This window comes from Mesorhizobium sp. M8A.F.Ca.ET.207.01.1.1, from assembly GCF_004794715.1.
In the GTDB taxonomy this organism is placed as follows: domain Bacteria; phylum Pseudomonadota; class Alphaproteobacteria; order Rhizobiales; family Rhizobiaceae; genus Mesorhizobium.
In genome coordinates, this window is the sequence record NZ_SRUS01000526.1 from 1 (window position 1) to 291 (window position 291).

General features: G+C 66.3%; 1 protein-coding gene. It reads left to right on the forward strand.

Translation table 11 applies throughout. The features are described 5' to 3' along the window. Window positions 1-11: 11 nt before the first annotated feature. Window positions 12-291 (forward strand): hypothetical protein (locus EN850_RS35675; RefSeq protein ID WP_210238099.1); only part of this gene is annotated, 280 nt, incomplete at its 3' end.

Here is a 291-nt window from a genome sequence, read left to right on the forward strand (position 1 = left end):
AGCATGTTGTGTTGCGCAACGGTGTCAGCCTTTCGGCGCAGGAAGTCCTGTTGTCGGCTGCATTCGGGGGCAACGGCATCCTGGTGGAGCAGGGCGCTTCGATCAACACCCTGTCCCAGGCCGATCCTTCGCGCGTGGCGCAACCCACTGCACCCTACCTGGTTTCAGGCGGTCTGCTGGCCGTGTCCAATCAGCGCCTCACGGCGCTCAGTACCCAGGGGGGAAGCGCGGCCGGTCCGGTGGCGATCGACATCGGGGGTTGCGGATCGAACTGCAGCGGGCAGACCCGGC